The sequence below is a fragment of the Spiribacter sp. SSL99 genome (assembly GCF_009805925.1).
Taxonomy (GTDB): domain Bacteria; phylum Pseudomonadota; class Gammaproteobacteria; order Nitrococcales; family Nitrococcaceae; genus Spiribacter; species Spiribacter roseus.
In genome coordinates this window covers 91863-113856 of sequence record NZ_MAOM01000019.1, presented here as the reverse complement: position 1 = coordinate 113856, position 21994 = coordinate 91863, and the positions used below count along the sequence as shown (strand labels likewise).

Annotated in this window: 20 protein-coding genes and 2 riboswitches; of the genes, 14 read left to right on the top strand and 6 right to left on the bottom strand. The window is 67.7% G+C overall.

Translation table 11 applies throughout. From position 1 onward, the window contains the following. The first annotated feature begins 24 nt into the window (after nt 1-24). The 4 genes from BA899_RS07990 to BA899_RS07975 are packed head-to-tail and all read left to right on the top strand — an operon-like array spanning nt 25 to nt 4662. Nucleotides 25-1311 (top strand): NAD(P)/FAD-dependent oxidoreductase, encoded by a 1287-nt coding sequence (locus tag BA899_RS07990; RefSeq protein WP_159300280.1) that lies wholly within the window; start codon nt 25-27, stop codon nt 1309-1311. Next, complete coding sequence (locus BA899_RS07985; RefSeq protein ID WP_159300279.1) at nt 1308-2090, top strand: DUF1365 domain-containing protein; 783 nt, start codon at nt 1308-1310, stop codon at nt 2088-2090. Before BA899_RS07990 ends, BA899_RS07985 begins: the two co-directional genes overlap by 4 nt. Further along, nucleotides 2087-3301, top strand: coding sequence for a cyclopropane-fatty-acyl-phospholipid synthase family protein (locus BA899_RS07980; RefSeq protein WP_110882442.1), 1215 nt, complete (start codon nt 2087-2089; stop codon nt 3299-3301). The genes BA899_RS07985 and BA899_RS07980 overlap by 4 nt, the downstream gene beginning before the upstream one ends. Continuing rightward, entirely contained in the window at nt 3298-4662 is a 1365-nt protein-coding gene (locus BA899_RS07975; protein ID WP_255425114.1) for an MFS transporter, read from the top strand. The genes BA899_RS07980 and BA899_RS07975 overlap by 4 nt, the downstream gene beginning before the upstream one ends. On the opposite strand, the gene BA899_RS07970 is transcribed toward BA899_RS07975, so the two are convergent. Both BA899_RS07970 and BA899_RS07965 read right to left on the bottom strand, forming a co-directional pair. After that, complete coding sequence (locus tag BA899_RS07970; RefSeq protein ID WP_159300278.1) at nt 4599-5027, bottom strand: nuclear transport factor 2 family protein; 429 nt, start codon at nt 5025-5027, stop codon at nt 4599-4601. The two genes, BA899_RS07975 and BA899_RS07970, sit on opposite strands and share 64 nt — an antisense overlap. Beyond that, a complete protein-coding gene (locus BA899_RS07965) occupies nt 5024-5800 on the bottom strand; it encodes an SDR family oxidoreductase (protein WP_159300277.1) in 777 nt (258 codons plus the stop codon). Before BA899_RS07965 ends, BA899_RS07970 begins: the two co-directional genes overlap by 4 nt. 97 nt (nt 5801-5897) lie before the next feature. On the opposite strand from BA899_RS07965, the gene BA899_RS07960 reads away from it, so the two are divergent. Together BA899_RS07960 and BA899_RS07955 are read left to right on the top strand one after the other, a co-directional pair. Continuing rightward, nucleotides 5898-7388, top strand: coding sequence for a deoxyribodipyrimidine photo-lyase (locus BA899_RS07960; protein WP_159300276.1), 1491 nt, complete (start codon nt 5898-5900; stop codon nt 7386-7388). 1 nt (nt 7389) lies between these two features. Then, nucleotides 7390-8286 carry a phosphoribosylaminoimidazolesuccinocarboxamide synthase gene (locus BA899_RS07955; protein WP_159300275.1) on the top strand — a complete coding sequence of 299 codons (897 nt, stop codon included), beginning with the start codon at nt 7390-7392 and terminating at the stop codon, nt 8284-8286. Here the strand turns inward: BA899_RS07955 and pyk are convergent. From pyk to tkt, 4 genes are read right to left on the bottom strand one after another with little or no spacing between them, the layout of a single operon-like run. Further along, nucleotides 8267-9709 carry a pyruvate kinase gene (pyk, locus tag BA899_RS07950; RefSeq protein WP_159300274.1) on the bottom strand — a complete coding sequence of 481 codons (1443 nt, stop codon included), beginning with the start codon at nt 9707-9709 and terminating at the stop codon, nt 8267-8269. The two genes, BA899_RS07955 and pyk, sit on opposite strands and share 20 nt — an antisense overlap. A 14-nt stretch (nt 9710-9723) precedes the next feature. After that, nucleotides 9724-10893, bottom strand: coding sequence for a phosphoglycerate kinase (locus BA899_RS07945; protein WP_159300273.1), 1170 nt, complete (start codon nt 10891-10893; stop codon nt 9724-9726). After that, nucleotides 10893-11903, bottom strand: a complete 1011-nt coding sequence (gap, locus tag BA899_RS07940) for a type I glyceraldehyde-3-phosphate dehydrogenase (protein ID WP_159300272.1) — start codon at nt 11901-11903, stop codon at nt 10893-10895. Before gap ends, BA899_RS07945 begins: the two co-directional genes overlap by 1 nt. Nucleotides 11904-11917: 14 nt before the next feature. Beyond that, nucleotides 11918-13918, bottom strand: coding sequence for a transketolase (gene tkt / locus BA899_RS07935; protein ID WP_159300271.1), 2001 nt, complete (start codon nt 13916-13918; stop codon nt 11918-11920). A gap of 132 nt (nt 13919-14050) precedes the next feature. Here tkt and metK point away from each other — a divergent pair, with 132 nt between their 5' ends. From metK to BA899_RS07895, 8 genes are all read left to right on the top strand, one after another. After that, entirely contained in the window at nt 14051-15211 is a 1161-nt protein-coding gene (gene metK, locus BA899_RS07930; protein ID WP_110882433.1) for a methionine adenosyltransferase, read from the top strand. A gap of 19 nt (nt 15212-15230) precedes the next feature. Continuing rightward, nucleotides 15231-15314: riboswitch (S-adenosyl-L-homocysteine riboswitch) on the top strand. Between the two features lie 17 nt (nt 15315-15331). Then, nucleotides 15332-16744 (top strand): adenosylhomocysteinase, encoded by a 1413-nt coding sequence (ahcY, locus tag BA899_RS07925; protein ID WP_144347125.1) that lies wholly within the window; start codon nt 15332-15334, stop codon nt 16742-16744. Between the two features lie 19 nt (nt 16745-16763). Further along, on the top strand, nt 16764-17468 hold the full coding sequence (locus tag BA899_RS07920; RefSeq protein WP_235013329.1) for a 16S rRNA (uracil(1498)-N(3))-methyltransferase: 705 nt from the start codon (nt 16764-16766) through the stop codon (nt 17466-17468). A 209-nt stretch (nt 17469-17677) separates the two neighbouring features. Continuing rightward, nucleotides 17678-17779, top strand: a riboswitch (guanidine-I (ykkC/yxkD leader). A gap of 51 nt (nt 17780-17830) precedes the next feature. Then, a complete protein-coding gene (locus tag BA899_RS07915; protein ID WP_110882430.1) occupies nt 17831-18919 on the top strand; it encodes a putative urea ABC transporter substrate-binding protein in 1089 nt (362 codons plus the stop codon). A 67-nt stretch (nt 18920-18986) separates the two neighbouring features. Continuing rightward, nucleotides 18987-19808 (top strand): ABC transporter permease, encoded by an 822-nt coding sequence (locus BA899_RS07910; RefSeq protein ID WP_110882429.1) that lies wholly within the window; start codon nt 18987-18989, stop codon nt 19806-19808. Next, a complete protein-coding gene (locus tag BA899_RS07905) occupies nt 19805-20599 on the top strand; it encodes an ABC transporter ATP-binding protein (protein WP_110882428.1) in 795 nt (264 codons plus the stop codon). The genes BA899_RS07910 and BA899_RS07905 overlap by 4 nt, the downstream gene beginning before the upstream one ends. Further along, the gene (locus BA899_RS07900; protein ID WP_144347121.1) at nt 20599-21339 is read left to right on the top strand and encodes an urea amidolyase associated protein UAAP1; all 741 of its coding nucleotides are present in this window, start codon (nt 20599-20601) and stop codon (nt 21337-21339) included. The genes BA899_RS07905 and BA899_RS07900 overlap by 1 nt, the downstream gene beginning before the upstream one ends. Before the next feature lie 11 nt (nt 21340-21350). After that, on the top strand, nt 21351-21992 hold the full coding sequence (locus BA899_RS07895; RefSeq protein ID WP_110882426.1) for an urea amidolyase associated protein UAAP2: 642 nt from the start codon (nt 21351-21353) through the stop codon (nt 21990-21992). Nucleotides 21993-21994 lie beyond the last annotated feature (2 nt).

Sequence of the window (21994 nt, the reverse complement as noted above, 5' to 3'; positions counted from 1 at the left end):
CTTCAGACAACAGTGAGTCATTGCATGCAATCTCGGAGAATCGCGGTGGTGGGGAGCGGCGTTGCGGGCATCAGCGCCGCCTGGATGCTCTCGCAACGCTATGAGGTGACGCTTTTCGAGGCCTCGGACCGGCTCGGCGGCCACAGCCATACGGTGGACTGCGACCTGCCGGAGGGCCGGGTGCCGGTGGACACCGGCTTCATCGTCTACAACGAGCCCAACTACCCGCAGCTGAAGGCGCTGTTCGAGCATCTCGCAGTGCCGACCCTTGACTCGAACATGTCGTTCGCCTTCGCCGCCCGCGATATCGACCTGGAATATGCCGGCAGCGGGCTCGGCACCCTGTTCGCCCAGCGCCGCAATCTGATCCGCCCGCGTTTTCTGGGCATGGTGCGCGACATCCTGCGCTTTAACAAAGCCGCCCACGAGCGCCTGACGGACGATACCCGCGGCGATGACATCAGCCTGGGCGCGCTGCTCGACGAGCTGGGCATGGGCGAGGCGTTCCGGCGCTACTATCTGCTGCCCATGAGTGCCGCGATCTGGTCCTGCCCGCAGGACGTGATGCTGGCCTTTCCGGCGCGCTCGTTTCTGCAGTTTTTCTACAACCATGGCCTGATCCAGCTCAAGGACCGGCCGCAGTGGCGGACCGTAGCGGGTGGCAGCCGCGAATACCTCGAGCGCCTACGCCCGGCCATCGCGCATATCCACACCGGGACCCCCGTGGGCTCGGTCCGGCGCACGGACGCGGGCATACGCCTGGCAGGTCCCGGCGGCGATCTGGGCACTTTCGATGAGGTGGTGCTGGCCGCGCACGGCGACCAGAGCCTGGCCATGCTCGATGCCCCGCGCGATGACGAGGCGCGGCTGCTGGGTGCGTTCCGCTACCAGATGAACGAGGCGTTTCTGCATACCGATGCCCAGCTGATGCCCCGACGCCGCGCCGTCTGGTCATCGTGGAACCATCTGACCACTGAAAGCGTCGACGGGACACGACCCGTTTCCGTGACCTATTGGATGAACCGACTGCAATCCCTGCCCACTGACACCGATGTCTTCGTGACGCTGAACCCGCTCGAGACCCCGCGGCCGGCGAGCGTCATCCAGCAACAGACCTACGACCATCCGGTGTTCGACCGCGATGCCATCGCCGCACAGGCCGGACTGGGCGACCTCCAGGGCAATGATCGGCTCTGGTACTGCGGCAGCTACCATGGCTATGGCTTCCACGAAGACGCCCTCGCCAGCGCGGTGCGGGTGGCCGAGCGCCTCGGCGCCCCCGCGCCCTGGCAGCGAGACGCGGTGGCATGAGCGCCGACGACGCGCTCACCCTGTATGCCGGCCGGCTCTTCCACGAGCGCCGCATCGCCCCGTTGTACCGGTTCCGCTATCGGGTGTTCAGTCTGCTGCTGGACATCGACCGGTTGGATGAGGCGGACCGGCGCCATCGGCTGTTCTCGTACAACCGCTTCAACCTGATCGGGTTCCGCGACCGCGATCACGGGCCCAAGGATGGCTCGCCGCTGCGGCCCTGGATCGACGCGCGGCTGGCCGAGGCGGGCATCGAGCTGGCGGGCGGGCGCGTGCAGCTGCTGTGCTACCCGCGGGTCCTGGGGTATGTCTTCAATCCCCTGTCACTGTGGTACTGCCGGCACGCCGACGGCAGCCTGCGCGCGGTGCTGGCCGAGGTGCGCAACACCTTCGGTGAATGGCATGGCTACCTCATCCACGACCAGGGCACGGCGCTGTCCGAGCGCCTGCACGACCGCGCCCACAAGGTTTTCCATGTCTCGCCGTTCCTGCCGCGGAACGGTCACTACCGCTTCCGCCTTCAGGCGCCGGGCGAGCGCTATGGCGCCACCGTGAACTGGCACAGCGCCGAGCAGCCCGAGACACCGGCGCTGATCGCGGTACAGACCGGCGAGCGCCGGCGGGGCGGCGATCTGGGCTTGCTCCGCATCGCCGTGACGGTACCCTTGATGACCCTGAAAGTGATCACTGCCATTCACTGGCAGGCCCTGAAAATCTGGCTCCGGGGCGGACGTTTCCACCGCAGACCGGCGCCGCCGGATTCGGAGATCAGTCAATGACGAGTCAGCAGCAATCGATGATCGATCTGCCGTCGCCGCTGCCGCTTGCCGGCCGCATTCTGTTGGGGTGGTTCGCGCGCCTGCGCCGCGGCCGCATGGAAGGCCGGATGCCCAACGGCGACGCCTTCGTCATCCAGGGCGGTGAGGCGGGACCCACGGGCACGCTGCGGCTGCACCGCCCGGCGCGGATGGTGGCCCGCATCGCGACCCGCGGTTCGGTGGGCTTTGCCGAAAGCTACATGGCCGGCGAGTGGTCAAGCCCCGACACCGCGCACCTGCTCGAGCTCATGCTGGTCAACGAGGACGCCTTCCAGCAGCGCATGGAACCGTCCTGGCTGCACCGTCTGCGTCTGTCGCTGCACCACCGCGGGCGGCGCAACACCCAGCGCGGGAGCCGGCGCAACATCGCCGCGCACTATGACCTGGGCAACGAGTTCTACCGCCACTGGCTTGACGAGACCATGACCTATTCCGCGGCGATCTTCGATCACCCGGGGCAGTCCCTCGCCGAGGCCCAGCGCAACAAATACGACCAGCTCCTCGACACCCTGGGCGCGCAGCCCGGCGAGCATATCCTCGAGATCGGCTGCGGCTGGGGCGGGTTCGCGATGGCGGCGGCGCGGCGTGGCATCAAGGTCACCGGCCTGACGCTGTCCACCGAGCAGCTCGCCTGGGCGCGGCGCCAGATCGCCGAGGCGGGCCTCGCGGAATGGGTCGACCTGCGGCTCGAGGACTATCGCGACACCCGCGGGCGGTTTGATCACGCGGTCTCCATCGAGATGCTCGAGGCGGTGGGCGAAGACTACTGGCCGGCCTATTTCCGCATGCTCCACGACCGGGTCCGGCCCGGGGGGCGGATCGGCCTGCACGGCATCACCATCGCCGAGGATCGGTTCGAGGACTATCGCCGGCGGCCGGACTTCATCCAGCGGTACATCTTTCCCGGCGGCATGCTGCCCACCCCGCAGCGGCTGGCCGAGGAGAGCAACCGCGGCGGACTGGCGGTGGTCGAGTCCACCGGCCTCGGCCAGCACTATGCCACCACCCTGCTGCAGTGGGACGCGCGCTTCGTCCAGGCCCTCCCGCAGATCCGGCAGCTGGGCTTTGATGATCACTTCATCAACATGTGGCGTTACTACCTGGCCTACTGCTACGCGGGGTTCCGCACCGGCAGCATCGACGTCAAGCGCCTGCTGCTGCGCCGGCCGTGAGCCTGAGCCGCGGCCAGATCCTGACCTACGGGCTGCCGGCCGTGCCGCTGGCGGTCATGGGCGTTCCCATGTACGTCTTCCTGCCGGGCTTCTACGGCGAAACCCTGGGTCTGGCGGCGGTGGGCGCCGCGCTGTTGCTGGCGCGCCTGTGGGATGTGGTCACCGACCCGCTCATCGGCAGTCTGGGCGATCGCCTGCAGACCCGCTGGGGGCGGCGTCGGCCGCTGATCGCCGCGGGCCTGCCGATCCTGCTGGTCAGCGCCTGGGCGCTGTTCCGCCCGCCCGAGGCCGTGGGCCTGGGTTACCTGCTGGGCTGGGGGTTGGCCGCCTATCTGGGCTGGACGCTGATGTCGCTGCCCTACACCGCCTGGGGCGCGGAGCTGTCCGAGGACTATGACCAGCGCGCCAGCCTGACCGCCAGCCGCGAGGGCTTCATGCTGGCCGGCACGCTGCTGGCCATCGCCTGGCCCACCCTGGTGGGGGCCGGCCGCGCCGATGCCGAAACCCTCTCCGGGCTTGCCTGGCTGCTGGTCCTGCTGCTGCCGCCGGTGGTGGCACTGGCCCTCTGGCGGGTGCCGGAGTATCGGCTGACCGCCCACTCGGTCGGCTGGCGCGAGGGCTGGCAGCTGCTGCGCCACAACCGCCCGTTCCTGCGGCTGCTGGCCGCCTATGTCATGAATGGCCTGGCCAACGGGCTGCCCGCATCGCTGTTCACATTGTTTGTCATCCATGTCCTGCGCGCCGAGGCCTGGACCGGACCGCTGCTGCTGGTCTACTTCGTGGTCGGGATCGCGGCACTGCCGGGCTGGCTGTGGCTGTCGCGGCGCATTGGCAAGCACCGCGCCTGGGCGCTGTCGATGCTCTGGACGTCTCTGATCTTTGCGGCGGTGCCGTTTCTGGGGCCGGGGGATACCACCGCGTTTCTGATCATCTGCCTGCTCTCGGGCGTGGGCGTGGCGGTGGATATGGCCCTGCCGGCGGCCATCCAGGCCGATCTGGTGGACATCGATACCGCCGCCGGCGGCGGCCGGCGCACGGGGCTGTATTTTGGGATCTGGAACATGGCCACCAAGCTGGCCCTGGCGCTGGCGGTGGGCATCGCCTTTCCGCTGCTGGAGTGGTTCGGGTTTGATGCCACCCGGGTCGAGGATCGCGACGGCACCTTCGCCCTGGCGCTTTTCTATGGCGCCGTGCCCATCGGCTTCAAGCTGGCGGCGACGGCGCTGATGTGGCGCTTTCCCCACGACCGGCGGGCCCAGGTGGCGACGCGGGCGCGGATGCACGACACCGAACAGGCCTATGCGTCCACCGACAGCCGGGCGCGCAGCCAGCGCATCAGCCCACCCAGCACCGGGAACTGATCATAGAGCTCGCCGGCGGCGTCCCAGTAATCAATGTGCTCGCGCACCCGGCCATCTTCGGCCAGCACCACCCGCGAGACGCCATCGATGGGGCGGCGGTCGTGACGGTCACGCTTGAGGCGAAAATGAAAGCGCCAGCGCAGATAGCCCGTCGCCCCCTCACCCACGATTTCCAGCACCTCGAAACGGGCGGCCGCGCAGTTGGCGTACATATGCTCGAACACCGCCCGGATCCCCGCCAGGCCCTCGACTTCATTGAAGGGATCACGAAACCGCGCGTTCTCGACGAACACCGCGTCCAGCCGATCCAGATCCGCCGGCTGCATCGCGGCGAAGAACTCGCCATAGCGCTCGAGGGCCGTCACGACTGCACCATGCGCCGGGTCAGCGCAAAGTAGAGCTTGTAGGGCAGCAGCCGCAGTAGCTTTAGGGTGTAGCCGAAGCGCTTGGGAAAGACGATCTCGAAGCCGGCGTCATCGATCTCGTCGTGGATATACTCCGCGGCGCGCTCGGCGGAGATCAGCTGCGGCATATGGAAGCGGTTTTTCTCGGTCAGCCGGGTTTTGACGAACCCCGGGTTGATCACCCGCAGGGTCACGCCGGTGCCCTCGAGCGCCGGGCGCAGGGACTCGGCCATGTTGAGCACCGCCGCCTTGCTGGCGCCGTAGGGCGCCGCCTGCGGCAGCCCGCGATAGGCGGACAGGCTGGCGGTCACCAGAATCTGGCCGCGGCCGCGCGGCCGCATCCGCGCCAGCGCCGCCCCCACGCCATTGACGGTGCCCAGGTAATTGACTTCGGCCAGGCGCCGGAACACCGCCGGGTCAAAGTGGTCGAGGGGCATCGGGTCGTAGTCACCGGCGTTGAGGATCAGCGTATCGATCTCGCCCACCTCGGCTTCCACGGCGTCGAACACCTGCTCACAGGCCGCCGGATCGGTCACGTCCAGGGGATAGGGATGCAGTCGCCCGGCGATGTCGGGGTGCGCCTCGCCAATCGCCTGCAGGGCGGCCTCGCGGCGAGCGCTGACCACCACCTGCCAGCCATCCCGCGCCAGTCTGATGGCGAGCGCCTCGCCAATGCCGGCACTCGCGCCGGTGATGAGGGCGACGCGGCCCCCCTCGGTTGTTGCTGCGGTCATGCTTTTCCTGTGCCCCCGGTTGGACGGTTGAGTACAATTATGGGCTCAGACAGCCACGGCTGGCCAACGACTCCACCCAACCAGAGGATGCCGCGCCATGCACCCTGCCCTGTACTGGATCCGCCGGGACCTGCGCCTTGCCGATAATCCGGCCCTGCACGCCGCCGCCCGGTCGGGTCGACCGGTGGTCCCGGTGTATGTGCATGCCCCGGACGAGGCCGGTGCCTGGGCGCCGGGCGGCGCCAGCCAGTGGTGGCTGCATCACAGCCTGCAGGCACTGGCTGAAGCGCTTGCCGGTCACGGCCTGACGCTGATCATCCGCCACGGCGACAGCCTTGCGGCACTGACCGAGCTGATCGCCGAGACCGGCGCGACGGCGGTGCACTGGAACCGGCTCTATGAACCGGCCCGGGTACAGAGTGATATCCGTGTCAAGCAGGCCCTCAAGGCGAACGGGATCGAGGCGCACAGCCATAACGCCGCTCTGCTGCACGAACCCTGGACCATCCAGACCGGCAGCGGCGGCGACTACAAGGCCTTCACGCCCTTCTGGCGGGCCTGCCGGCGCCAACAGCCTGAACCACCGGCACCCCTACCGGTTCCGGTGGCGCTCACGGCGCCGGCCGGCGCCGACGCCCTGCCCGGCACGGTGGACCCGGGTCGCGGCCGTACCGCCGCCCTCGACGCACTGGGCCTGCTGCCTCGGGTGGACTGGGCGGAGGGCCTGCGCGCCACCTGGCAGCCCGGCGAGGCGGGCGCCGGACAACGCCTGAGCGCCTTCCTGGATCAGGCCCTCGCCGGGTATCACGACGGCCGCGAGCAACCCGCCGTGGCCGGCACCTCGCGACTCTCGCCGCATCTGCATCACGGTGAAATCGGCCCGCGTCAGGTCTGGCAGGCGGTTCAGATCCGGCTCGCGGAGCACGGCAGCGCAGACGGCCGCGGCGAGAGCGCCGAGACGTTTCTCTCGGAGATCGGCTGGCGCGAGTTCGCCCAGCACGTGCTCTATCATCACCCGGCCTTTCCCGATGAGCCGCTCAACCCGCAGTTCGCGGCATTCCCTTGGCAGGATGACCCCGGCGATCAGCTACTGGGCGCGTGGCAGCGCGGCGAGACCGGCATCCCGCTGGTGGATGCCGGCATGCGCGAGCTCTATGCCACCGGCTGGATGCACAATCGTGTCCGCATGGTGGTGGGCTCGTTCCTGGTCAAGAACCTGCGTCTGCCCTGGCAGGCCGGCGAGGCCTGGTTCTGGGACACCCTGGTGGATGCGGATCTGGCCAGCAACAGCCTGGGCTGGCAGTGGGTGGCGGGCAGCGGCGCCGATGCCGCGCCGTTTTTCCGGGTGTTCAACCCGATCCGTCAGGGCGAGCGCTTCGACGCCGAGGGCGCCTATGTGGCCCGGTGGCTGCCGGCCCTCGCCGGGCTGCCGGCCAAACACCGTCACGCCCCGTGGCAGGCCCCGGCAGCGACGCTGGCGGCGGCCGGGGTTACGCTGGGGATCGATTACCCACATCCGCTGGTCGACCTGAAGGAAAGCCGTCAGGCTGCCCTCGCCGCGTTCGAGCAGATCAAGAAAGGAGCCTGAAGTGCCCCCCGAGCGCCTCTATCAAAGTGAACTCAAAAGCCTTGAGCTGCTGCAGCGGGGCAAGGTCCGTGACGTCTATGCGGTGGACGACCGCACCCTGCTGGTGGTGACCACCGATCGCCTGTCGGCGTTTGATGTGGTGCTGCCCGACCCGATCCCCGGCAAGGGCGCGGTACTCAACCGCCTGTCGGCCTTCTGGTTCGAGCGGCTGGCCGGCCGCCTGCCGGATCAGCGCCTGGATCTGCCCCTCGAGGCGGTGCTGAGCGACCCGGCGGAGCGCGAGGCCGTGGCCGGCCGGGCGAGCCTGGTCAGGCGCGTCCAGCCGCTATCCTTCGAGGCCATTGCCCGCGGCTATCTGATCGGCTCTGGCTGGAAGGACTATCAGGCCACCGGCCAGCTCTGCGGCCTACGCCTGCCGGCCGGCCTGCGCCAGGCCGATCGCCTGCCCGAGCCGCTGTTCACCCCCTCGACCAAGGCCGAGGTGGGCGATCACGACGAGAACGTGGGCTTTGAGGCGGTGGTCGCGGCCCTGGGCCGGGATCTGGCCGAGCGGCTGCGGCGGATCACCCTGGCGCTCTACACCGAGGCGGCCGAGCACGCCCGCCGGCAGGGGCTGATCATCGCCGACACCAAGTTCGAGTTCGGCCTCGACAGCGCCGGCGATCTGGTCTGGATTGATGAGGCCCTGACCCCCGACTCAAGCCGCTTCTGGCCGGCCAGCGAGTACCGCCCGGGCAGCTCGCCGCCGAGCTTTGACAAGCAGTACATCCGCGATTACCTGGAGACCCTGGACTGGGACAAGACCGCGCCGGCCCCCGCCCTGCCGGCCACCGTCATCGAGCGCACGGCGGCCAAGTACCAGGAGGCGGAGGCCCGGCTCAGCGGACGATCTCGCTGACCTTGACCACCTTCATGGCGTTGGTGCCGCCCTGCTCACCGGCCAGATCGCCCTTGGTGATCACCACCCGATCGTCATCGCCGACCGCGCCCAGGCCCTTGAGCTCGGCCACCGCCTCGCGGTTGACCGCATCATGCTCGCGCTGGGTGGGATCGAAGCGGATCGGGTTCACGCCGCGGTAAAGGGTCACCTTGCGCCGCGTGCGGGGCTGCTCCGAGAGGGCGTAGATCGGGATGTCGGTGCCGATGCGCGACATCCACATCGCCGTGGCGCCGGACTCGGTCAGGGCCGCGATGGCCTTCGCGCCCAGGCTGTTGGCGGTGGTGATGGCGGTCTTGGCGATCGCCTCGTCGATGCGGTCAAAGTGCACGCCGGGTTTCAGTCCGCCCGACGGCCGCGTCTCGTCGGCATAGGTCTCGGCCCCGATGCAGACCCGGGACATGGCGCCGACCGTCTCGGCCGGGTACTGCCCCATGGCGGTTTCCTCGGACAGCATCACCGCGTCGGTCCCGTCGAGCACCGCATTGGCCACGTCCAGCACCTCGGCCCGGGTGGGCATGGGGCTGTCGACCATGGACTGCATCATCTGGGTGGCGGTGATCACCACACAGTCCCGCTCGCGGGCCATGCGCATGATGCGCTTCTGCACGCCGGGCAACTCGGCATCACCGATCTCCACGGCCAGGTCACCGCGGGCGATCATCACCGCATCGGCGGCCTCCATGATCTCATCGAGGGCCTCGACCGCCTCGTGGCGCTCGATCTTGGCGACGATGCCCCCGTGGCCCCCGGCCTCGCGCAGCAGTGCCCGCGCCTCGTCGATGTCCGCGCCGTCGCGGGGGAAGGACACGGCCATGTAGTCGGCCTCGAGCTCGGCGGCCAGCTTGATGTCAACCCGGTCCTTGTCGGTGAGCGCACGCACTGACAGCCCCCCGCCCAGGCGGTTGATGCCCTTGCGGTCGCCGAGCGTGCCGCCCACCGTCACCCGGGTGTGGATGCGGGTGCCCTCGATGCGCTCGACCTCGAGCCGGATCAGGCCATCGGCCAGCAGCAGGATGTCGCCCGGGGCCACGTCGGTGGGCAGCCCGGCGTAGGCCACGCCCACCCCCTCGGCAGTGCCGGCATCGCCATCAAGCTGCGGGTCCAGGAAAAACGCCGCGCCTTCGTCAAGCTCGACGGATCCGCCGGCAAAACGCTCCACCCGGATCTTGGGGCCCTGCAGGTCGCAGAGCATGCCCACCACCCGGCCGGCATCGCGGGCGGTGCGCCGCAGCGTCTGCTCGCGCGCCCGGTGCTCGTCATGATCGCCATGTGAGAGGTTCATGCGCACGACATCGACGCCGGCGTCGACGATCCCCCGCAGCGCCTCCACGTCGGTGGTCGCCGGTCCCAGCGTTGCCACGATTTTGGTTTGACGGCTCATCGTCGATTGTCTCCCTATCGATCCAGCACGGCCACGGCAGGCAGCTCACGACCCTCGAGAAACTCGAGGAAGGCGCCACCGCCGGTGGAAATATATGAAATGCGATCCTCGACGCCGTATCGGGCCACAGCGGCCAGCGTGTCGCCGCCGCCGGCGATGGAAAACGCCCGCGAGTCGGCGATCGCCTCGGCGAGCGCCCGGGTACCGGCACTGAACGCGTCGATCTCGAACACCCCCACGGGCCCGTTCCAGACCACCGTGCCCGCCTGGCGCAGGCGATCGGCATAGGCGGCCGCCGTCTTCGGCCCCACATCCAGGATCATTTCGTGATCCTCGACGGCGTCCACCGCACGCACCCGCGCATCGGCGCTGTCACTGACCTCGTCGGCCACGATCACGTCCTCGGGGATGGGGATCTCGCCGCCGGCGGCGCGGGCACGGGCCATCAGCGTGCGGGCGGTGTCGACGAAGTCCGCTTCGATCAGTGATTTGCCCACCGGGTGGCCGGCGGCGGCGATGAAGGTATTGGCGATGCCGCCGCCCACGATCAGCTGATCGACCCGCTCACTGAGCTGATCCAGCACGGTCACCTTGCTCGAGACCTTCGAGCCGCCGATGATCGCCACCAGCGGCCGGGCCGGTGACTCCAGCGCCTTGCCCAGCGCCTCGAGCTCGGCGGCCAGCAGCGGCCCGGCCACGGCATCGGGCGCGAAGCGCGCGACGCCATGGGTCGAGGCCTGGGCGCGATGGGCGGTGCCGAAGGCGTCCATGACGAACAGGTCACAGAGCGCGGCCATCCGCCGCGACAGGGCCTCGTCGTTGTCGGTCTCGCCGGCGTTGAAGCGCACGTTCTCGCAGAGCACGATCCCGCCCGGCGCCGGCACGGTGTCGCCCTCCAGCCAGTCCCGCACCACCGGCACGGGGCAGTCCAGCAGCTCGCCCAGCCGCGCGGCCACCGGCGCCATCGAGGCCTCGGGGTCAAAGGCCCCGGCCTTGGGACGGCCAAGATGGCTCATCACCATGACCCGGGCGCCGGCGTCCATCAGCCGCCGCAGGGTGGGCAGTGCGGCCCGCAGCCGGGCTTCATCGCCGATCCGCCCGTCCTTGATCGGCACGTTCAGATCCTCGCGGACCAGCACCCGCTGGCCGTCGAGGGTGACATCATCGAGGGTGCGGACCGCCATTATTTGGCCTTCATCATGGCCAGTGCGGTATCGAGCATCCGGTTGGAGAAGCCCCACTCGTTGTCATACCAGGCACAGGCCTTGACCAGCCGGCCGCTGACCTTGGTCAGGGTGGCGTCAAAGGTCGAGGAATGCGCATCGTGGTTGAAGTCCACCGACACATAGGGCCCGTCGCTGTACGCCAGCACGCCCTTGAGCGCCCCCTCGCTGGCCTCGCGGACCACGCGGTTGACCTCGTCGACATCGGTATCCCGCGAGGCGATGAACGACAGATCCACGCTCGAGACGTTGATGGTCGGCACGCGCATGGCGTAGCCATCCAGCCGGCCGTCGAGCTCAGGCAGCACCAGGCCGACCATGGCCGCGGCACCGGTCTTGGTGGGGATCTGCGACATGGTCGCGCTGCGCGCCCGGCGCAGATCCTTGTGGTAGACGTCGGTGAGGACCTGATCGTTGGTGTAGGCATGAATGGTGGTCATCAGCCCCTGCTCGATACCGATGGCATCATTCAGCGGCTTGACCAGCGGCGCCAGGCAGTTGGTGGTGCACGAGGCATTGGAGACCACCTGATGCTCGGCGCGCAGCACGTCGTGGTTGACGCCGAACACCACCGAGGCGTCGACGTCGCTGCCGCCGGGCGCGGAGATCAGCACCTTGCGCGCACCCGCCTGCAGATGCGCCGAGGCCTTCTCCTTGCTGGCGAACAGCCCGGTGCACTCCATGACCACATCAACCCCCAGTTCGCCCCAGGGCAGCCGGGCCGGATCGCGCTCGGCCATCACCCGGATCTCGTCGCCGTTGACGACCAGGTTGCCGTTGCTGACCTCGACCGTGCCCGGGAAGCGGCCGTGGGCCGTATCAACGCGGGTCAGGTGGGCGTTGGTCTCGGCATCGCCCAGGTCGTTGATGGCCACGACGCGGATCTCATCGCTGCGGCCATTTTCGTAGAGTGCCCGCAGCACGTTACGGCCGATGCGGCCATAACCGTTGATTCCTACCTTGATCGCCATGCTTCGAACTCCTGTTATTGCTCTAATTGCTGCTCAAGCGCGCTGACCACGGCATCGGTGGTCAGCCCCATGTGTTCATAGACCCTATCACCCGGCGCCGATGCGCCGAACTGACGCAGTCCGACCAGCCCCACGTCGTGGCGCACCAGCGCCCGCCAGCTGTCGGGTTGTGCCGCTTCCACCGCCGCCCGGGCCTGGATGGCCGCCGGCAGGACCGATTCGCGATAGGCGGCGGGCTGCGCCAGAAACCGCTCGAGGCACGGCACCGAGACCACGCGGATGGCATGTCCCCGGGCCTCGAGGGCGTCGGCCGCGTCCATGGCCATGCCCACCTCCGAGCCACTGGCCATGATGATGCCCTGCGGCTCGACCGCCGGCTCGCGCAGTATATACCCGCCCCGGCGGATGCCTTCGATCTCATCGTTCTGACGCGACTGGTGGGGCAGTTTCTGGCGCGACAGCGCCATCGCGCTGGGCCCATCGCTGCGGGTCAGCGCCATCTGCCAGGCCACGGCGGTTTCGGTGAGGTCGCAGGGCCGCCAGACATCCAGATTGGGGATCAGGCGCAGGGCGGGGAGCTGCTCGATGGGCTGATGGGTGGGCCCGTCCTCGCCCAGACCGATGGAGTCGTGGGTGTAGACCAGGATGCTGCGCACCCCCATCAGCGCCGCCATGCGCACCGCGTTGCGGGCATAATCGGAGAACACCAGGAACGTCCCGGCGTAGGGGATGAGCCCGCCATGCAGCGCCATGCCATTCATGATCGCGGTCATGCCGAACTCGCGCACCCCGTAGAACAGGTAATTGCCGCCCGGGTCCTCGGCGCTCACCGCCGAGCAGTCCTTCCACCAGGTGTTGTTTGAGCCGGTGAGATCGGCGGAGCCACCGGTGAGCTCGGGCAGATGCGGGCCAAAGCCGTTGAGCACCGCCTGCGAGTGCTTGCGGCTGGCATCGTCGCCGCCCTCGGCCTGGGCCTTCTCGATGAAGGCCTGGGCATGCGCGGCGAAGGACGAGGGCAGCTCGCCGGCCATCCGGCGCTCGAAATCGGCGGCCAGTTCGGGATGCGCTTCGCGGTAGGCGGCCAGCGTCTGGCGCCACTGCGCCTCGGCGGCGTTGCCGCGGGCGCGGGCGTCCCAGCGATCGTAGACGCTGTCGGGGATCTCGAAGGGCGGGTGATCCCAGCCCAGGAACTCGCGACTGGCCTGGATCTCGTCATCGCCCAGGGGGGCCCCGTGCACGCCGTGGGTGCCACAGACATTGGGGGCACCGAAACCGATGGTGGTCTTGGCACAGATCAGCGACGGCCGGTCGGTGACCGTGCGGGCGGTCTCGATGGCGGCGCGCACCGCCTCGGCATCATGGCCGTCCACCGCTTCGACCACATGCCAGCCGTAGGCACGGAACCGCGCCGGGGTGTCGTCGGTGAACCACTGCCGCACCTTGCCGTCGATGGAGATCCCGTTGTCGTCGTACACCGCCACCAGCTTGCCCAGCCCCAGCGTGCCGGCCAGCGAGCAGGCTTCGTGGGAGATCCCCTCCATCAGGCAGCCGTCGCCGAGGAAGCAGTAGGTGAAGTGGTCCACCAGCGGATGACCGGGCCGATTGAACTGCCCTGCGAGGATGTGCTCGGCAAGCGCCATGCCCACCGCGTTAGCCAGCCCCTGGCCCAGCGGGCCGGTGGTGGTCTCAACGCCCGGGGTGTCGCCCACCTCGGGATGGCCGGGGGTACCCGAGTCAAGCTGACGGAACTGCCGCAGTGCCTCCATGGGGACGTCATAGCCGGTCAGGTGCAGCAGCGAGTAGACCAGCATCGACCCGTGGCCGTTGGACATCACGAACCGGTCGCGGTTGGGCCAGTGCGGGTTGGCGGGGTTGTGCCGCAGGAAATCGTTCCATAGCACTTCGGCGATGTCGGCCATGCCCATCGGGGCGCCGGGATGCCCCGACTGGGCGGCCTGGACGGCGTCCATGGACAGGGCGCGGATGGCGTTCGCGAGCTCGCGGCGGGTGGTCATGGGGCGGAGTCTCCGGCGCAGGGGCGGTGGATGAAAGGCCTCAATTCTCCAGAACTTCCCGCACGCAGGCAACCGACGGTACACTCTGGCGCTAATACGCGTGTCATCGTCACAGGGAGCCAACGGCCAAGCATGGGCAGTCAGTACCTCTTCACGTCGGAATCGGTCTCGGAAGGCCATCCCGACAAGGTCGCCGATCAGATCTCCGACGCCATTCTCGACGCCATCCTCGCGGATGACCCCTCAGCGCGCGTCGCCTGCGAGACCCTGGTCAAGACCGGGATGGTCATCGTCGCCGGCGAGATCACCACGTCGGCCTGGATCGATCTCGAGGATCTGGTCCGCCAGCGCATCACCGAAATCGGCTACAACAACGCCGATGTCGGGTTCGATGGCGCCACCTGCGCGGTGCTCAACGCCATCGGCAAGCAGAGCCCCGACATCAACCAGGGCGTCGACCGCGCCTCGCCCGAGGAACAGGGCGCCGGCGACCAGGGCATGATGTTCGGCTATGCCTGCCGCGAGACCGATGTCCTCATGCCCGCCCCGATCACCTACGCCCACCGGCTGGTCAAGCGCCACAGCGACATCCGCCGTAACGGCGTGCTGCCGTGGCTGCGGCCCGATGCCAAGTCCCAGGTGAGCTTTGTCTATGAGCAGGGCCGGCCCGTGGCGGTGGACACCATCGTGCTGTCGAGCCAGCACGATGAGACGGTCTCGGCGGCGGACCTGCGCGAGGCGATCATGGAAGAGATCATCCGCCCGGTGATCCCGGCGGAGTGGATCAGTGACCGGACGCGGTTTTTCATCAACCCCACCGGCCAGTTCGTGATCGGCGGGCCGGTCGGCGACTGCGGCCTCACCGGGCGCAAGATCATCGTCGACACCTATGGCGGCATGGCCCGGCACGGCGGCGGCGCCTTCTCGGGCAAGGACCCGTCCAAGGTGGACCGCTCGGCGGCCTACGCCTGCCGCTACGTGGCCAAGAACATCGTCGCCGCCGGCCTGGCCGAAAAGTGCGAGATCCAGGTGGCCTACGCCATTGGCGTCGCCGAGCCGATGTCGATTTTCATCGACACCTTCGGCACCGGGCGGATCGCCGAAGACCGGCTGGTGGAACTCGTGCGGGCGCACTTCGATCTACGCCCCTATGGCATCCTGCGGATGCTTGATCTGGTGCGGCCGATCTATCAGCCCACCGCCAGCTTCGGCCACTTCGGCCGCGAAGAGGACACATTCACCTGGGAGCGGACCGACCGGGCCGAGGGCCTGCGCGAAGCGGCCGGGCTGTAACAACCGATTTCACGACCCGGGCATCGAGGAGCGCTGCACCGCACCGTCTGACGGCGCGGGAGGCTCGATGCCGGCGGTCCAATACCAACGGCGCTCAACCGCAACCCATGGAGTCAAGCCATGAACGCTGTCGTTGAGACGAAGCTTTCCGGATCGATCATCAAGGACCCGTCACTGGCCCCCTTCGGCCGTCGGGAAATGGATATCGCCGAAACCGAAATGCCCGGCCTGATCGCCCTGCGCGAGAAGTATGCCGGCGAACAGCCCCTCAAGGGTGCCCGCGTGGCGGGATCCATCCACATGACCATCCAGACCGCGGTGCTCATCGAGACCCTCGAGGCCCTCGGTGCCGAGTGTCGCTGGGCGAGCTGCAACATCTACTCCACCCAGGATCATGCCGCCGCCGCCATCGCCGAGAGCGGCACCCCGGTGTTCGCCTACAAGGGCGAGTCGCTGGAGGAGTACTGGGAGTTCACCCATCGGATCCTCGAGTGGCCCAATGCCGAGCCCAACATGATCCTCGATGACGGTGGCGATGCCACGCTGGCCGTCACGCTGGGGGCGCGGGCCGAACAGGACCCGTCGCTGCTCGATCACCCGGACAGTGACGAGGAGCGCGCCCTGTTCGCGGCGATCCGCCGGCGGCTGAAGGACAACCCCGGCTTCTATGCGCGCACTCAGGCGGCCATCCGCGGTGTCACCGAGGAGACCACCACCGGTGCCAAGCGCCTCTACGAGATGCAGCAGACCGGCGAGCTGCCCTTCCCGGCCATGAACGTCAACGACTCGGTCACCAAGACCAAGTTCGACAACCTCTATGGCTGCCGCGAGTCGCTGGTGGACGGCCTCAAGCGCGCCACCGACGTCATGATCGCCGGCAAGATCGCGGTCGTGGCGGGTTACGGCGATGTCGGCAAGGGCTGCGCGCAGAGCCTCAAGGCCCTGGGCGCCAGTGTCTGGGTCACCGAGATCGATCCGATCTGCGCCCTGCAGGCGGCCATGGAAGGCTATCGCGTGGTGACCATGGAAGAGGCCGCCGACAAAGCCGATATCTTCTGTAGCGCCACCGGCAACTACAACGTGATCAACCATGACCACATGAAGGTCATGAAAAACGAGGCCATCGTCTGCAACATCGGCCATTTCGACAACGAAATCGATGTGGCCGGGCTGCGCCAGTACGAGTGGGAGAACATCAAGCCGCAGGTGGATCACGTGATCTTCCCCGACGGCAAGAAGATCATCCTGCTGGCCGAAGGGCGCCTCATGAACCTGGGCTGCGCCACCGGGCATCCGAGCTTTGTGATGTCGGCGAGCTTCACCAACCAGGTGCTCGCGCAGATGGCGCTGTTCAACAACGACGGCAGCTACGAGAAAAAGGTCTACGTCCTGCCGAAGGACCTGGACGAGGAAGTCGCCCGTCTGCATCTGGATAAGATCGGCGCTCAGCTGAGCACGCTGCGCGAGGATCAGGCCCAGTACATCGGGGTCACCGTCGATGGGCCGTTCAAGCCCGAGCACTATCGCTACTGATCCCGCGACCCGCCTGCATGTGACAGGCATCCCGCCGGTCGGAGAGGTCATCGACCTCCCCGACGCGGCGGTCCGACATATACAGGCCCGTCGACTGCGAAGCGGTGACGGGCTTGTGCTTTTTGATGGCAGCGGCGGCGAATACACCGCCCGCATCGAAGCCCTGGAAAAGCGCCGGGCGCAGGCACGGATCGAGGCCTTCTCGGCCCGCGAGGCCGAGGCACCGGTGGGCGTCACCCTCCTGCAGGGCATCAGCAAGGGCGAGCGCATGGATTACTCCATGCAGAAGGCCGCCGAGCTGGGCGCGGCGCGCATCATCCCGGTCATCAGCGCGCGCTGCGTGGTCCGGCTTGACGCTGAGCGCTGGGCGAAAAAACAGCGCCACTGGCAGGCCGTGGTGGTGGCCGCCTGCGAGCAGTGCGGCCGCAATCGCATTCCAGCGGTGGAAAAACCCTGCGCGCTGGACGAGGCCCTGGCCACCGTGGCCGGCCTGCCCGGCGTCATCTTTGACACCGAGGGTGACCGCGCCGCGCAGGACCTCGAACCCACCGCCGAGCTGGCGACCCTGATCGGCCCCGAAGGCGGGCTGGCGCCGGACGAAATCCAGCGCGTCGCCGACCTCGGCTGGCAACGCATCCGCCTGGGCCCGCGCATCCTGCGCAGCGATACCGCCCCGGTCGCCGCGCTCGCGGTTATCCAGACGGTCATCGGCGATCTGGGGTAGCGCTCCTTCATGGTGCTGACCGACCCCTTGCTGAACCAATACAGTGCAAACCCAGCGACCGCCGGCGCGTCGCTCGACACGCTCCATCGGTGCCCGGGCTGCCCGCAAGGCAGCGGCAGGAAACTGGCAGGGATATTGCAGGGTATTAATCGGGTACACGGGACCCTCGGCGGATTCGCCTCGGGCGATCAGCCGCTACAATCAGGTCACCAATAGGACGCTAGGGTTCCGATCCGCTCTGCGGGTGTCTGGTCCGAGAGCATCCGACCTCTCCGGAAGGGGTTACACGGCGGGATAAAAGCCCGGGAGATTCGTTGAGAGGCTCCCGTGTGACATCCCGACCAACCTCATAGGAGACGGTCATGAAACGTCCAAACCGCACCCGTTCCACCGCCCGGCGCGTTGCCGGCGCCGGCCTGCTTGCCGCCATGCTCGCCCTGCCCGGGCTCGCCAGCGCCCAGGAAAAGGACAGCTTCCGCATTGCCTGGAGCATCTACGTGGGCTGGATGCCCTGGAGCTATGGCGACAGCGCCGGCATTGTCGACAAGTGGGCCGATCGCTACGACATCGAAATCGACGTCGTCCAGATCAACGACTACATCGAGTCCATCAACCTCTACACCGCCGGCGAGTTTGACGGCGTCACCATCACCAACATGGATGCCCTCGCCATCCCGGCGGCAAGCGGCGTTGACACCACTCTGCCAATCATCGGCGACTTCTCGAACGGTAACGACGGCGTCGTGCTCAAGGACACCGATGAGCTGACCGACATCGAGGGCCAGCGCGTCAATCTGGTCGAGCTGTCGGTCTCGCACTATCTGCTGGCCCGTGCCCTCGAATCAGTCGGCATGAGCGAGCGGGACGTCACCGTCGTCAACACCTCGGATGCGGACATCGTCGGTACCTTCTCGACGCCCGACGTCACCGCCGCGGTGACCTGGAACCCCCAGCTGAGTGAACTGCGGGCCATGCCAGAGGCCAACGTGGTGTTCGACTCCTCGGATATCCCCGGCGAGATCATCGACACGCTGGCACTCAACACCGAGGTGCTCGAAGCCAACCCCGAGCTGGGCAAGGCCCTGACCGGTGCCTGGTACGAGATCATGGCGCGGATGTCCGGCGACGATGAGACCGGCGTCGATGCCCGCACCCGCATGGCCGAGGCCGCAGGCACCGACCTGGCGGGCTACGAGGCACAGTTGGCCAGCACCCAGATGTTCTACGACGCCGCCGACGCGGTGGAATTCGTGACCAGCGACCAGCCCGAGGCAACCATGGATAACGTCCGTCAGTTCGCCTACGACCGGGGTCTGCTGGGTGCGACCGCCACCAGCCCCGACTTCGTCGGCATCGAGTTCACGGACGGATCGGTGCTGGGCTCGGAGGACAACGTCAAGCTGCGCTTTACCAGCGAGTACATGGAGATGGCTGCCGAGGACGCCCTGTAACGCGTCCCGCCCCGTCCGGGGGTGTCATGGGCACCCCCGGGGCTTTCCGCCCGCGCAGGTCATACCGATGAAGCGACTGATCAACCAACGTCCGGGCCGAGCCATGGGCGGTCTGCTGATGCTACTGCCGTTCGTGCTGGTGGTTGTCGCCTATATGGCGGCCTCAATGGCCCGGCTGGCCGATAATCCGGACGACAAACTTCTGCCCTCCCTGATGACCATGGCCGACTCGTTCGCGCGGCTGGCCACCGAGCCGTCGCGGCGTACCGGCGAGATCCTGCTGTGGGCGGACACCGCCGCCAGCCTCAAACGACTGCTGGCAGGGGTGGCGATCAGCATGGTGGCGGCGATCATCATCGGCACCACCACCGGTCTGATCCCTTACCTGCGACGCACCCTCTCACCGTTCATCGCCGCGCTCGCGATGATCCCGCCACTGACCATCCTGCCGATCCTGTTCATCGCGTTCGGCGTGGGGGAGCTCTCGAAGATCATGCTGATCGTGTTCGGGATCCTGCCGTTCATGATGCGTGACATCCAGCAGCGGGTGGAGGAAATCCCCGACGAGCAGCTGGTCAAGGCGCAGACACTGGGGGGCTCGACCTGGCAGATACTGCTGCGGGTCACCATCCCGCAGACGCTACCCCGTCTGTTCGATGCCACGCGGCTTGCCCTCGGCGCCGCCTGGCTGTTTCTGATCGCCTCCGAGGCAATCGCCGCCGAACAGGGGCTCGGCTATCGGATCTTTCTGGTCCGGCGCTACCTCGATATGCAGACCATCATCCCTTATGTGGCCTGGATCACGCTGCTGGCGTTCTCGCTCGACTGGTCGCTGCGCCGGCTCACGGCGTGGCTGTTTCCATGGTACGTCGCGGGGCGGTCGGCATGAGCACGATCGAAGCCAGAGCCCTGTGGAAAACCTACGGTCAGGATGTCGTGCTGGAGGATATCCACCTGCGGGTTGAGACCGGCGAGTTCGTGACCGTGGTCGGCGCCTCGGGCTGCGGCAAGAGCACGTTCCTGCGCATGCTGCTCGGCGCCGAGTCGCCCAGCCGCGGCCAGTTGCTGCTGGATGGCGCGCCCATGGCCGCCGAGCCCGGTCCCGACCGCGGCGTGGTGTTTCAGAAGTATTCGGTGTTCCCGCACCTCACGGCGATCGCCAATGTGCTGATCGCCGAAGAGATGGAAAAGGCCCCGGCGCTGGGGCGGCTGTTTGGCCGCGCCCGGCACGAGGCCGTGGCGCGGGCCCGGGACATGCTGGGGCGCGTGGGGCTCGCGGACGCCGCCGATAAATACGCCAGCGAACTGTCAGGCGGTATGCAGCAGCGCCTCGCCATTGCCCAGGCGCTGATGAAAAACCCGCGCATCCTGCTGCTCGACGAGCCCTTCGGCGCCCTCGATCCGGGCATCCGCAAGGACATGCACGCGCTCATCCTTGATCTGTGGGCCCGCAGCGGCATCACCGTGTTCATGGTCACCCACGACCTCAAGGAGGGCTTCGATCTGGGCACGCGGCTGCTGGTGTTCGACAAAGTGCGCCACGATCCGCAGGCCCCCGAGGCGTTCGGCGCCAGCATTACCTACGACCTGCCCCTGCAGCACGGCGAGGCGCGTGACGCCGCGCTGGCACCCGAGCTGCGTGAGCAGCTTTCCTCCCCCAACCGTAAGGAGAACGACTGATGCCTGCGACTCCGATCGCCGAATCGCGCATCGTCCATCACGAGCGCGTCCCCGGCGGGCGTTACTGGTCGATGGTGGTGCGCCGCGGCTTCACGCTGCGCCTGGTGGATACCGACGGCACCGCGAATGCGGCGCTGCTGGCGTACAACCCGTCCAACCCGCTCGAGCGCTACAACATGGCCGACACCCTGAAGGGTCAGCACGTCAGCCGACTCAGCCGGGGCAACATGCTGTTCTCGGACATGGGTCGGGCGATGCTCTCCATCGTCGAGGACACCGTGGGCTGGCACGACCCCATTGGCGGTATCAGCGATGCCGAGTCCATTCAGCGGCGTTTTGGCGAGGCGCGCTTCCAGGAGCACTGGAACGACTTCTACCGCAACGGCCGCGAACTGTTCCTTATCGAGCTCGCCAAGTGGGGGCTGGGACCGCGCGATCTGGTCAGCCCGGTCAATTTCTTCCAGAAAGTCAGCGTCAACGACGACGGCGATCTGCATTATGCCGCCGAGCACAGCCACCCCGGGGCCAGCGTCGACCTGCGCGCCGACAGCGATACGCTGGTGGTGCTGACCACCGCGCCCCACCCCATGGCACCGGGGCCGATCTATCAGCCCGGGCCGGTGGACGTCTCCATCTACCGCTCCGCGCCGGTGCGCGATGACGATGCGTGCATCCATCACCGCCCCGAAAACGCCCGGGCCTACGCCAACACGCTGATCGCCAACTGCCAGGAGGGCTGACCGTGCCTGCGATGAACCTCAAAACCAGCGAGCTTGATCCCACCACCGCGCTTCAGCGCACCGTCGTCCCCGCCGGTGACTGGTGGATGGCGGAAATCCGTCGCGGTCAGCATCTGCGCATCGTCGATGTGGAAGGCAACGAGGCCGCCGACACCCTGTTCTACAGCCTGAGCGACCCACGTCACGAGCACTACAGCGCCGTCGACACCACCACCCGCCAGGGCAATGTCTATCTGACCACCGGTACGCAGCTCTACTCCAATCAGGGACAGGTCATGCTGACCATCACCGCCGACACCTGCGGCCGTCACGACACCCTGGGCGGCGCCTGCTCGGCCGAGGCCAACCAGATGCGCTACGCGCTGGAGAAAAAGCCCATGCATTCGTGCCGGGACAATTTCCTGCATGCCATCCAGGAGAGCGGCTATGGGCTGACCAAGCGGGATGTGCCCAGCAACATCAATTTCTTCATGAATGTGCCGCTGACCGGAGAGGGCGGCCTGAGCTTTCAGGACGGGATCTCGGGGCCCGGCAAGTACGTCGAGATGCGCGCCGAGATGGACGTGATCGCCCTGATCTCGAACTGCCCGCAGCTCAACAACCCCTGCAGCGGCTTCAATCCGACGCCGCTCGAGATGATCATCTGGGATTGAGC

What these genes read in the sequence shown, in the direction of transcription:
- BA899_RS07990 (WP_159300280.1), top strand. Translation starts at nt 25, where the DNA reads ATGCAATCTCGGAGAATCGCGGTGGTGGGGAGCGGCGTTGCGGGCATC.
- BA899_RS07985 (WP_159300279.1), top strand. Translation starts at nt 1,308, where the DNA reads ATGAGCGCCGACGACGCGCTCACCCTGTATGCCGGCCGGCTCTTCCAC.
- BA899_RS07980 (WP_110882442.1), top strand. Translation starts at nt 2,087, where the DNA reads ATGACGAGTCAGCAGCAATCGATGATCGATCTGCCGTCGCCGCTGCCG.
- BA899_RS07965 (WP_159300277.1), bottom strand. Translation starts at nt 5,800, where the DNA reads ATGACCGCAGCAACAACCGAGGGGGGCCGCGTCGCCCTCATCACCGGC.
- BA899_RS07960 (WP_159300276.1), top strand. Translation starts at nt 5,898, where the DNA reads ATGCACCCTGCCCTGTACTGGATCCGCCGGGACCTGCGCCTTGCCGAT.
- pyk (WP_159300274.1), bottom strand. Translation starts at nt 9,709, where the DNA reads ATGAGCCGTCAAACCAAAATCGTGGCAACGCTGGGACCGGCGACCACC.
- BA899_RS07945 (WP_159300273.1), bottom strand. Translation starts at nt 10,893, where the DNA reads ATGGCGGTCCGCACCCTCGATGATGTCACCCTCGACGGCCAGCGGGTG.
- gap (WP_159300272.1), bottom strand. Translation starts at nt 11,903, where the DNA reads ATGGCGATCAAGGTAGGAATCAACGGTTATGGCCGCATCGGCCGTAAC.
- tkt (WP_159300271.1), bottom strand. Translation starts at nt 13,918, where the DNA reads ATGACCACCCGCCGCGAGCTCGCGAACGCCATCCGCGCCCTGTCCATG.
- metK (WP_110882433.1), top strand. Translation starts at nt 14,051, where the DNA reads ATGGGCAGTCAGTACCTCTTCACGTCGGAATCGGTCTCGGAAGGCCAT.
- ahcY (WP_144347125.1), top strand. Translation starts at nt 15,332, where the DNA reads ATGAACGCTGTCGTTGAGACGAAGCTTTCCGGATCGATCATCAAGGAC.
- BA899_RS07915 (WP_110882430.1), top strand. Translation starts at nt 17,831, where the DNA reads ATGAAACGTCCAAACCGCACCCGTTCCACCGCCCGGCGCGTTGCCGGC.
- BA899_RS07910 (WP_110882429.1), top strand. Translation starts at nt 18,987, where the DNA reads ATGAAGCGACTGATCAACCAACGTCCGGGCCGAGCCATGGGCGGTCTG.
- BA899_RS07905 (WP_110882428.1), top strand. Translation starts at nt 19,805, where the DNA reads ATGAGCACGATCGAAGCCAGAGCCCTGTGGAAAACCTACGGTCAGGAT.
- BA899_RS07900 (WP_144347121.1), top strand. Translation starts at nt 20,599, where the DNA reads ATGCCTGCGACTCCGATCGCCGAATCGCGCATCGTCCATCACGAGCGC.
- BA899_RS07895 (WP_110882426.1), top strand. Translation starts at nt 21,351, where the DNA reads ATGAACCTCAAAACCAGCGAGCTTGATCCCACCACCGCGCTTCAGCGC.